This is a genomic window from Pseudooceanicola sp. (genome assembly GCF_029213205.1).
Classification (GTDB): Bacteria; Pseudomonadota; Alphaproteobacteria; order Rhodobacterales; family Rhodobacteraceae; genus Pseudooceanicola.
Window position 1 is genome coordinate 150553 of the sequence record NZ_JARGNH010000002.1, and the last position, 9942, is coordinate 160494.

A 9942-nucleotide genomic window follows, 5' to 3' on the forward strand; every position below is an offset into this window, starting at 1 on the left:
CGGGAAAATCCCCGGGCTACGCGGCGTTTTTGCGTCTTTTTCTTCCCATTCTGCCAACCCGCGCCTGCAACGCTTGCGCTCGCCCTGACTGTGGGTCTAGAAGGCCGCGCAACGGGTTCCCACCCGACCGGTTTCCCCAATCACGAAGGTTCCCCATGCACATCGCCAATCTCGCGCCAATCCCCGAACTGTTCGTATCCTATGACAGCGCCCAGAAGTTGAAGCTGGAGGCGGCTGAGCTGACCAGTTGGGATTTGACCCCGCGCCAGATTTGCGACCTCGAATTGCTGATGAACGGCGGCTTCAACCCGCTGAAAGGGTTCCTGTCGGAGGCCGATTACAACGGTGTGGTCGAAGAGATGCGGCTGACCGACGGGTCGCTCTGGCCGATGCCGATCACCCTCGACGTCTCCGAAGACTTTGCCGACACGATCGAACTGGGTCAGGACATCGCGCTGCGCGACCAGGAGGGCGTGATCCTCGGCACCATGACGGTCACCGACCGCTGGACCCCGGACAAATCCAACGAGGCGGTCAAGGTCTTTGGCGCCGATGACATCGCCCATCCGGCGGTGAATTATCTGCATCACACGGCAGGCAAGATCTACCTCGGCGGGCCGGTCACCGGCATTCAGCAACCGGTGCATTACGATTTCCGTGGCCGCCGCGACACCCCGAACGAGCTGCGCGCCCTGTTTCGCAAACTGGGCTGGCGCCGTGTCGTCGCCTTCCAGACCCGCAACCCGCTGCACCGTGCGCATCAGGAGCTGACCTTTCGCGCCGCGAAAGAGGCGCAAGCCAACCTGCTGATTCACCCGGTGGTCGGGATGACCAAGCCTGGCGATGTCGATCACTTCACCCGGGTGCGCTGCTATGAGGCGGTGCTGGACAAATACCCCTCCTCGACCACCACGATGAGCCTGCTGAACCTCGCCATGCGGATGGCCGGCCCGCGTGAGGCGGTCTGGCATGGGCTGATCCGCGCCAACCACGGCTGCACCCATTTCATCGTCGGGCGCGACCATGCCGGACCCGGCAAGAATTCGCAGGGCGAAGATTTCTACGGCCCCTATGACGCGCAGGATCTGTTCCGCGAACATCAGGCCGACATCGGCGTCGAAATGGTCGATTTCAAGCACATGGTCTATGTGCAGGAGCGCGCCCAATACGAACCCAATGACGAAATCGCCGACCGCGACAACGTCACCATCCTCAACATCTCGGGCACCGAACTGCGCCGCCGCCTGGCCGAAGGGCTGGAGATCCCGGAATGGTTCTCGTTCCCGGAAGTGGTGTCAGAGCTGCGCAAGACCCGGCCACCGCGCTCCAAACAAGGGTTCACCGTGTTTTTCACCGGCCTTTCCGGCTCGGGAAAATCCACCATCGCCAACGCCCTGATGGTCAAGCTGATGGAGATGGGCGGTCGCCCGGTCACCCTTCTGGATGGCGATATCGTGCGGAAGAACCTGTCCTCCGAACTCGGCTTTTCCAAGGAACACCGCGATCTGAACATCCGCCGCATCGGCTATGTTGCCAGTGAGATCACCAAGAACGGCGGCATCGCCATCTGCGCCCCGATCGCGCCCTATGCCACCACCCGCCGTGCGGTGCGTGAAGACGTTGAACAATTCGGCGCCTTCATCGAGGTGCATGTGGCGACCAGCATCGAAGAATGCGAACGCCGCGACCGCAAGGGCCTGTACAAGCTGGCCCGCGAAGGCAAGATCAAGGAATTCACCGGGATTTCCGACCCCTACGATGTGCCCGCGACGCCGGAACTGGCGCTCGACACGGAAAATGTCGAGGTCGACAATTGCGCCCATCAGGTGATCCTGAAGCTGGAAAGCATGGGGCTGATCGCGGCGCATTAAGCACCCTTCCCCTGATCGCATAAAACGCCCGGAGCACTCTCCGGGCGTTTGGCTTTTCCAACCCCACCACCCATGTTAAGCGCGGAACCGAAACCACGGCTGGATGTGACCGATATGTTTGTGATCTCTCTTTCCACGGTGCCACCGCGCTTTGACAAGATTGGCCCGACTCTGGACTGCCTGCTGCGACAGACGGCGAAGCCGGACAAGATCATCGTCTATATTCCGAAATCCTATCCGCGCTTTCCCGATTACGACGGCAGCCTCCCGCAGGTGCCGGAGGGGGTTGAGGTGCATGTCTGCGAGCGCGACTTTGGCCCCGCCACCAAGGTTCTGCCTGCGGTTCAGGAATTCAAGGGTCAGGATGTCGACATCCTGTTCTGCGACGATGATGCGCTTTACCCGCCCAACTGGGCGGCGCGGTTCCTAAAGGAGCGCGCCAAGCGTCCGAACGCGGCCATTGCCTCAGATGGCACCGAGGCGCGCGACGATGCGCCCGCCACAATGGAACGCGCGCATCAGCCACGGGCCCTGCGGCTGTGGCGCAAGACCGATCCGGTCTATCAAACCCGCCGTCTGCTGCGCTGGATCAAGGGCCGCCTGACCGGCAAGCCACAGCCGGTCGCAACCCGGCGTTCACACCTGCGGTCTGGTTATGTCGACGTCGTGCTGGGCTATGGCGGGGTGCTGGTGCGCCCGGAGTTCTTTGACGACGACGCCTTTGAAATCCCGCACGAGCTGCGCTCGGTCGATGATGTCTGGCTGTCCGGAATGATCGGCAAGAACGGGGTGCCGATCTGGCTCGACGCCGGGCATCCGTTCATTCCGGCAGGCGATGCTGACACCGCTCAGCCGCTGCACGCCGCCGTTCATGCCGGGTTGAACCGCGGCCAGGCGAACAAGGCCTGTATCGAATATATGCGCGCCACCTATGGCATTTGGCCCTGAGGCGGCAAGGTTTCAGCCAGCAGCCTTAGCCGTCTCAGCCGTCAAAGACCCGCGCCCGGCGCCGGAAAACGCCGGGCGCAGATCGTTTCAGATCAGTGCACCGTCACCGGTACATAATCGTGCTGGCGCGCCAGGATAAAGGCCAGCTTGCGGTCTTTCACCAGCGCCAGCCGTTCGCCATCGGCGTCACAGACCGCATAGACAGTATCAGCGCCCTCGGCCTGCTCACGCACCTCTTCGGGCAGTTCTTTCACCGCCACCGGACGGATGTAAACGATCTGCTGTTCACCTTCGCCCACTGCATTCACATTATATTGTTCATTCATAGCTCTACCCCTTCCTGATCCGCACGGTTTGCACCACGCGCTCTGGTTCGGCCCGGTTCAGGTCAACGTGCAACAGCCCGTTTTCCATCTGTGCCTCACCCACATCCACCCCTTCGGCCAACACGAAAGAGCGCTGGAATTGCCGCCCCGCGATGCCGCGGTGCAGAAACACCCGGTCATCGCCCTCTTCGGTCTGGCGGCCACGGATGACCAATTGCCGATCCTCGACGGTGATCGACAGATCCGCCTCGGCAAACCCGGCGACCGCCAGGGTGATCCGATACGAGGTGTCAGATGTCTGTTCGATATTGAACGGTGGGTAACCCTCGTTGCCGGATTTCGCATTGCGTTCCAGCAGCCGTTCCAATTGTTCGAACCCCAGCAGATAGGGATGCGAGCCCAAACTCAGTTTCGTCATCGACGTGTCCTTACAAAGCGACCATCAGCGGGATCCCGTTGCGGCAATCCTCTTGCGGTAAATATGGGGGCAGACCGGGCCCGGTGCAAGATCTGGGGGCGCATTGGCCTGCGTCAGGATTTCATCCCTGCCGGGGCTATCGCAGACCCGCGCGCCGCGATACTCTGTAGCGCAGCTTGCAGACAGAGGCTCTCCGATGAACGCACAGAATGACATCTCGATGAAGAATGATGAGGTGCTGCGCGTCGAGCTCGAGGTGTTCCGCCGCCAGCACCAGGATCTGGACGCCGCCATCCGCGCCCTGCATGACAGCGGCACCGCCGATGCGCTGACCCTGCAACGGTTGAAGAAACAAAAGCTGCACCTCAAGGACAAGATCGCCGCGATCGAAGACCGGCTGACCCCGGATATCATCGCCTGACCCGGACTGACCGGCGCTCAGCCAGAGCTGCCAAATGCATCCCGCCTTGACGATTGCATGTGCGCCGCCGTCGGCTATAACCCGAACCGCGTGGATCGAGGGAGACCCAAATGGCAGATCTGACCGTCGGCATCATCATGGGCAGTCAATCCGACTGGCCAACGATGAAACAGGCCGCGCTGATCCTGGACGAGCTGGGCGTCGCCTATGAAACCCGCATCGTCAGCGCCCATCGCACCCCCGACCGGCTGTGGAGCTATGGCAAAGAGGCCGCCGGGCGCGGCCTCAAGGTGATCATCGCCGGGGCCGGCGGCGCGGCGCATCTGCCCGGGATGATGGCGTCGAAAACCCGGCTGCCGGTGATCGGCGTGCCGGTGCAGACCAAAGCACTGTCCGGCGTCGACAGCCTCTATTCCATCGTCCAGATGCCACGTGGCTATCCGGTCGCCACCATGGCGATCGGCGCGTCCGGCGCGGCCAATGCCGGGCTGATGGCGGCGGCGATCCTCGCCACTTCGGACGCGGCGCTCGCCGCGCGGCTCGACGCCTGGCGCGCCGCCCTCACCGCCTCGATCCCCGAAAGCCCGGCTGATGAGTGACATCCGCACCATCGGCATCCTCGGCGGCGGCCAATTGGGCCGGATGCTGGCGCTGGCCGCCGCAAGGCTGGGCCTGCGCTGCCATATCTTCGAACCCGGCGCCACCCCGCCCGCCGGCGATGTCGCCCATGCGCTGACCACTGCCGATTATGACGACGAGACCGCGCTGCGGGCCTTTGCCCAATCGGTCGATGTGATCACCTATGAGTTTGAAAACATTCCGACTTCGACCCTCGACCAGCTCGAACAGCTGCGCCCGATCCACCCCAACCGCGAGGCGCTGCGGATCTCTCAGGACCGGCTCACCGAAAAGGCGTTTCTGCAAGATCTCGGGCTGAGCACCGCCCCCTATGCCGCCGTCGACGAGGCCGCCAGCCTGGCCGCGGCCATCGCCGATATCGGCACCCCGGCGATCCTGAAAACCCGCCGCTTCGGCTATGACGGCAAGGGGCAGATGCGCCTCGCCTCAGCCGATGACGCGGCCGCGGCACTGGCCGCTCTGGCAGGCGCCCCGGCGATCCTTGAGGGTCTTGTCGATTTCAACGCCGAAATCTCGGTGATCGCGGCGCGCAGCCCGACGGGCGAGGTCGCCTGCTATGACCCCGGCGTCAATCACCACAGCGACGGCATCCTGCGCACCACCAGTGTTCCCGCGCCGATCCCGGCGATGCTGCGGACCGATGCGGTGCTGCTGGCCTCGCGGATTCTCAACGCGCTCGATTATGTCGGGGTGCTGGGGGTGGAATTGTTCGTCACCGACGCTGGGCTGGTGGTCAATGAAATTGCCCCACGGGTGCATAATTCCGGCCATTGGACCCAGAACGGCTGTGCTGTCGATCAGTTCGAACAGCATATCCGCGCCATCGCGGGCTGGCCGCTGGGCGATGGCAGCCGCCATAGTGACGTCACCATGCAGAACCTGATCGGCGATGACATGGACCAGGTCCCGGCCCTTGCCCGGCAAGCCGACAGCGCCCTGCATCTCTATGGCAAGGCCGAAACCCGGCCGGGCCGCAAGATGGGCCATGTCAATATCGTCAAGCCACGGGCCACTTAACGCCCTCCGCTTCCTCTGGTCAAAAATATCCCCGCCGGAGGCCTGGCGATTTCCACAGGAAATCGCAACTCTTCGCGCCCAGGTTCCCGGCCCGACCCGCCCTCAGCCGATCAGCGCCGCCGCCACCGTCCCGGCGGCATAGCGGATCTCGCCCGCCGCAAGGGTCGCGCCGACGACACCGCTCTCGGGATCAAGGATCACCAGGTCGCCGCGCAAACCCGGCAGCAAGCGGCCCCGATCCGTCAGCCCCAACAGCCCGGCAGGCCGTTCCGACACCAGCGCCCAGGCCGCGGGCCAGCCGATCTCGGCCACCAGCGCCAGCGCCGCCAGCCGTGGCGCGGGATAGTGATAATCCGAGGCCAGCGCGTCGCAGAATCCGGCCCGCACCACCTCTGCCGCCGCCACATGCCCGGCGTGAGAGCCGCCGCGCAGCAGATTCGGCGCCCCCATAACCACCGCATCGCCCGCCATCGTCGCCGCCTCGGCCGCCGCCAGGCTTTCGGGAAATTCGGAAATCCGCACCCCGCGCCCCCGCCAGAGCGCCCGCGCCGCCGCATTGGCATCGTCATGAGAGCCCAGGCGCAGCCCCCGCGCCGCCAGATCTGCGGCCAACGCCGTCACCGCCTCCGGCACCTCGCCGCCGCGCCCGTGCAGCGCCTCGATCAGCTGCCGATGCGCCTCGGGTGAGCGACCGGATTTCAGCGCCTGCCCAACCAGCCGTGGCACGCTGCGCCCGGCTGCCAGCGCCGCATGCGGCAGGTGATCGTTGAACACCACATAACCGACACCGAAGCGCGCGATGGCCTCGGCAATCCGGGGATAGTCGTCGATCAGATGGGTCTCGACCCGCAATTGCGCCCGCAGATCGGTGGTGAAGGCGCCCGGCATCTCCGCCAGCGCCGCCAGCATCGCCAGAGCAAAATCGGGGCCGCGCATGCCGCCCTCCCAACTCCAGAACTGGGCCAGCACCGCGGTGGTGATGCCGTTCGCCGCCAGCTCGGCCTCGGTGGCGCACAGACCCTGGCGCAGATCGCGCATCGCGCCCCGGCGCGGTGCCAGATGGCGCTCGAACCCGTCGCCATGCAGATCGACGATCCCCGGCAGCACCAGCCAGCCCGGCAACGACACCGCCCGTCCCGGCGTCGCCTCACTGAGCAGACCACCGGCCAGGCCGAGCGGTGCCGTGCTCAGCCCGTCAGGGCGCAGGATGCGGGCATCGGTAATATGAAAGGGGGTCAACATGGCGCCCGGCATAACGCCAAGCGCCGTCGTCGAACAGCCCGGGCGTCAGATTGCCGAAAAGGCCGGGGCATGGATCAACCCGCCCGAAGCGAGCGCAGCGTGATCCGCGGCAGTGGCGCTGGTGGGTTTGACCTGCATTGACACAATTTCAGCGCTGGCCCGGCACAGGCAGACCGCCCCCTGCCCTCGCCCCGCGCACATAAGAAAAGGGGCCCCAGACGGGACCCCTTTGTGATGCTTTGAGCGGTGGGCGCTCGCAGATTGGCCGGGGCCGACCCACTGTCGCCTGTCGGTCAAATTCGCGTTTCGAATTCCGCAGGACAAAGGGGCCCGCGTTGCCGGGGCCCCTTTGCTCAGATCGGGCCGGGGGCTCTCGAAGAATGGCCTTGCCACTCTCCTGCCGCCTCCGAGATCAAATTCGCGGAGCGAATCTGATCTTACATCATGCCGCCCATGCCGCCCATGCCGCCCATGTCGGGCATGCCAGCGCCACCGGCGCCTTTCGGCTCGGGCTTGTCGGCCACCATCGCTTCGGTGGTGATCAGCAGGCCGGCGATCGAAGCCGCGTCTTCCAAAGCGGTGCGCACAACTTTGGCCGGGTCGATAACGCCGAATTTGAACATGTCGCCATATTCTTCAGTCTGCGCGTTGAAGCCGAATTTGACGTCTTCGCTCTCGCGGATCTTGCCCGCGACAACGGCACCGTCCACACCGGCATTCTCGGCAATCTGGCGCAGCGGCGATTCCAGGGCTTTGCGAACGATGGTGATGCCGGCATTCTGGTCGGCATTGGCGCCGCTCAGACCTTCGAGCACCTTGGCCGCCTGAACCAGGGCCACGCCACCACCGACAACGATGCCCTCTTGGACCGCAGCTCGGGTTGCGTTCAGCGCATCGTCAACACGGTCTTTGCGCTCTTTCACTTCCACTTCGGTCATCCCGCCAACCCGGATAACGGCCACGCCGCCGGCGAGTTTGGCAACACGTTCCTGCAGCTTCTCGCGGTCGTAATCGCTGGTCGTGTCAGCGATCTGGGTGTTGATCTGGGCGACGCGCGCTTCGATCTCTGCCTTGTCACCGGCACCGTCCACAATGGTGGTCTCGTCCTTGGTGATCTCGACCTTCTTGGCGGTGCCAAGCATGTCCATGGTGACGCTTTCCAGCTTCATGCCCAGCTCTTCGCTGATCACCTGGCCGCCGGTCAGGATCGCGATGTCCTGCAGCATCGCCTTGCGACGATCGCCGAAACCCGGGGCCTTGACGGCTGCGATTTTCAGACCGCCACGCAGCTTGTTCACCACCAGGGTTGCCAGGGCTTCGCCCTCGACGTCTTCGGCGATGATCAGCAGCGGTTTTTGCGACTGGATCACTTGCTCCAGCAGCGGCACCATCGGCTGCAGGCTGGACAGTTTCTTTTCGTGCAGCAGGATCATGCAGTCTTCGAGCTCTGCAATCATCTTGTCGGCATTGGTCACGAAATAGGGGCTGAGGTAACCACGGTCGAACTGCATGCCCTCGACCACATCGGTCTCGGTCTCCAGGCCTTTGTTTTCCTCGACGGTGATGACACCCTCGTTGCCGACCTTCTGCATCGCATCCGCGATCTGACGGCCGATTTCGACTTCGCCGTTGGCCGAGATGGTGCCGACCTGGGCGACTTCGTCGCTGTCCGAAACCGGACGCGCGGCGGCTTTGATCGCTGCCACGACTTTGGCGGTGGCCAGATCGATGCCGCGTTTCAGGTCCATCGGGTTCATGCCCGCTGCGACCGATTTCATGCCTTCCTTGACGATGGCCTGAGCCAGAACCGTCGCGGTGGTGGTGCCGTCGCCGGCCTCGTCATTGGTGCGGGAAGCAACTTCCTTCACCATTTGGGCGCCCATGTTCTCGAACTTGTCTTCCAGTTCGATTTCCTTGGCAACCGAAACACCGTCCTTGGTGATCCGCGGTGCGCCGAAGGATTTGTCGAGCACCACGTTGCGGCCTTTCGGGCCCAGCGTAACCTTGACAGCGTCGGCCAGAATATTGACGCCTTTCAGCATCTTGTTCCGGGCTTCGGTGCCGAATTTGACTTCTTTAGCCATCAGTATGACTCCTCAAATCTTTGTGAATTCAACGGGATCGGCGAAATCAGGCAAGAATGCCCATGATGTCGCTTTCCTTCATGATCAACAGCTCTTCGCCGTCGAGCGTGATCTCGGTGCCCGACCATTTGCCGAACAGGATCTTGTCGCCCGCCTTGACGTCCATTGCTATCCGGTCACCGTCGTCATCCTTGGCACCGGCGCCCACGGCGACGACTTCGCCTTCGGCCGGCTTTTCTTTGGCGCTGTCGGGGATGATCAGCCCGCCTTTGGTTTTTTCTTCGCTTTCGGTGCGGCGAACCAGCACCCGGTCATGCAGCGGTGTAAATGCCATCTCTGAGGCTCCTTGGCTCAAAGTTTCCCACAAGAGACTTCGCGGGCGTTCCCGGCGAAGCCGTTATCACTCGCTTTGATCGAGTGCTAACAGCGCGTAGGTAAGGAGGCCACGGGGGGCTGTCAAGCAAAGGATTTCGAAAAAACAACTGCAATTGACGCGTTGCGCGCACCCGCGCCTGTGTCCTCAAAATCCGCGCCTGTGTCCTCAAAATCAAAGAAATGCTACTTGAAAAGTTGCCGAAAAAAGGCCATCTGTATGACGCTTAGTTTCTACCGTCGATCTACTGTTTGCTGCACGGCTACAGGCTTCGGATGCTTGGACGAGCCGAGTTGCCGCATTCTGCGGGCAGCATGAGTAAGGAGACACACAATGGCTACTGGCGTTGTGAAATGGTTTAACACCACCAAAGGTTACGGCTTCATCGCACCCGATGGCGGCAGCAAAGACGTTTTCGTGCACATCAGCGCACTGGAACGTTCGGGCATGACCGGGCTGGAAGAAGGCGCGAAAGTGACCTTCGACATCGAACCGGGCCGCGACGGTCGCGAAAGCGCGTCGAACCTGACCCTGTCCTAAGGACAAGGGCCTGCCCCTCGCGGGCAGGATGTGAACGAACTGGAAAAGCGGGGGGGGGCCGCC

Annotated in this window: 11 protein-coding genes; 6 read left to right on the forward strand and 5 right to left on the reverse strand. The window is 63.2% G+C overall.

Annotated features, from left to right (window positions below):
- Positions 1–155: 155 nt before the first annotated feature.
- A complete protein-coding gene (locus P1U48_RS03175; RefSeq protein WP_301067121.1) occupies positions 156–1871 on the forward strand; it encodes a bifunctional sulfate adenylyltransferase/adenylylsulfate kinase in 1716 nt (571 codons plus the stop codon).
- A gap of 72 nt (positions 1872–1943) precedes the next feature.
- Positions 1944–2819 (forward strand): glycosyltransferase, encoded by an 876-nt coding sequence (locus P1U48_RS03180; protein ID WP_301067122.1) that lies wholly within the window; start codon positions 1944–1946, stop codon positions 2817–2819.
- Positions 2820–2911: 92 nt separating this feature from the next.
- Here P1U48_RS03180 and P1U48_RS03185 read toward each other — a convergent pair whose 3' ends face one another.
- Both P1U48_RS03185 and P1U48_RS03190 read right to left on the reverse strand, forming a co-directional pair.
- The gene (locus P1U48_RS03185; RefSeq protein ID WP_301067123.1) at positions 2912–3145 is read right to left on the reverse strand and encodes a DUF1150 family protein; all 234 of its coding nucleotides are present in this window, start codon (positions 3143–3145) and stop codon (positions 2912–2914) included.
- 4 nt (positions 3146–3149) lie between these two features.
- Positions 3150–3563 (reverse strand): Hsp20 family protein, encoded by a 414-nt coding sequence (locus P1U48_RS03190; protein WP_301067125.1) that lies wholly within the window; start codon positions 3561–3563, stop codon positions 3150–3152.
- A 196-nt stretch (positions 3564–3759) separates the two neighbouring features.
- On the opposite strand from P1U48_RS03190, the gene P1U48_RS03195 reads away from it, so the two are divergent.
- From P1U48_RS03195 to P1U48_RS03205, 3 genes are all read left to right on the forward strand, one after another.
- Complete coding sequence (locus P1U48_RS03195; RefSeq protein WP_301067127.1) at positions 3760–3984, forward strand: DUF465 domain-containing protein; 225 nt, start codon at positions 3760–3762, stop codon at positions 3982–3984.
- 110 nt (positions 3985–4094) lie between these two features.
- Complete coding sequence (gene purE / locus P1U48_RS03200) at positions 4095–4583, forward strand: 5-(carboxyamino)imidazole ribonucleotide mutase (RefSeq protein ID WP_301067130.1); 489 nt, start codon at positions 4095–4097, stop codon at positions 4581–4583.
- Positions 4576–5640, forward strand: a complete 1065-nt coding sequence (locus P1U48_RS03205) for a 5-(carboxyamino)imidazole ribonucleotide synthase (RefSeq protein WP_301067131.1) — start codon at positions 4576–4578, stop codon at positions 5638–5640. The genes purE and P1U48_RS03205 overlap by 8 nt, the downstream gene beginning before the upstream one ends.
- 102 nt (positions 5641–5742) lie before the next feature.
- Here the strand turns inward: P1U48_RS03205 and P1U48_RS03210 are convergent, their stop codons facing one another.
- The 3 genes from P1U48_RS03210 to groES all read right to left on the reverse strand — a co-directional run bounded on the left by P1U48_RS03210 (position 5743) and on the right by groES (position 9300).
- A complete protein-coding gene (locus P1U48_RS03210; protein WP_301067132.1) occupies positions 5743–6882 on the reverse strand; it encodes an alpha-D-ribose 1-methylphosphonate 5-triphosphate diphosphatase in 1140 nt (379 codons plus the stop codon).
- Positions 6883–7319: 437 nt separating this feature from the next.
- Entirely contained in the window at positions 7320–8969 is a 1650-nt protein-coding gene (gene groL, locus P1U48_RS03215; protein WP_301067301.1) for a chaperonin GroEL, read from the reverse strand.
- A gap of 43 nt (positions 8970–9012) precedes the next feature.
- On the reverse strand, positions 9013–9300 hold the full coding sequence (gene groES / locus P1U48_RS03220) for a co-chaperone GroES (protein WP_301067135.1): 288 nt from the start codon (positions 9298–9300) through the stop codon (positions 9013–9015).
- Between the two features lie 372 nt (positions 9301–9672).
- Between groES and P1U48_RS03225 the strand changes: the two genes are divergently transcribed.
- Positions 9673–9879 (forward strand): cold-shock protein, encoded by a 207-nt coding sequence (locus P1U48_RS03225; protein WP_301067136.1) that lies wholly within the window; start codon positions 9673–9675, stop codon positions 9877–9879.
- Positions 9880–9942 lie beyond the last annotated feature (63 nt).

Coding starts and splice junctions, on each gene's coding strand:
- P1U48_RS03225 (WP_301067136.1), top strand. CDS start 9,673: ATGGCTACTGGCGTTGTGAAATGGTTTAACACCACCAAAGGTTACGGC.
- P1U48_RS03205 (WP_301067131.1), top strand. CDS start 4,576: ATGAGTGACATCCGCACCATCGGCATCCTCGGCGGCGGCCAATTGGGC.
- purE (WP_301067130.1), top strand. CDS start 4,095: ATGGCAGATCTGACCGTCGGCATCATCATGGGCAGTCAATCCGACTGG.
- P1U48_RS03175 (WP_301067121.1), top strand. CDS start 156: ATGCACATCGCCAATCTCGCGCCAATCCCCGAACTGTTCGTATCCTAT.
- P1U48_RS03190 (WP_301067125.1), bottom strand. CDS start 3,563: ATGACGAAACTGAGTTTGGGCTCGCATCCCTATCTGCTGGGGTTCGAA.
- P1U48_RS03185 (WP_301067123.1), bottom strand. CDS start 3,145: ATGAATGAACAATATAATGTGAATGCAGTGGGCGAAGGTGAACAGCAG.
- groES (WP_301067135.1), bottom strand. CDS start 9,300: ATGGCATTTACACCGCTGCATGACCGGGTGCTGGTTCGCCGCACCGAA.
- P1U48_RS03180 (WP_301067122.1), top strand. CDS start 1,944: ATGTTAAGCGCGGAACCGAAACCACGGCTGGATGTGACCGATATGTTT.
- P1U48_RS03195 (WP_301067127.1), top strand. CDS start 3,760: ATGAACGCACAGAATGACATCTCGATGAAGAATGATGAGGTGCTGCGC.
- P1U48_RS03210 (WP_301067132.1), bottom strand. CDS start 6,882: ATGTTGACCCCCTTTCATATTACCGATGCCCGCATCCTGCGCCCTGAC.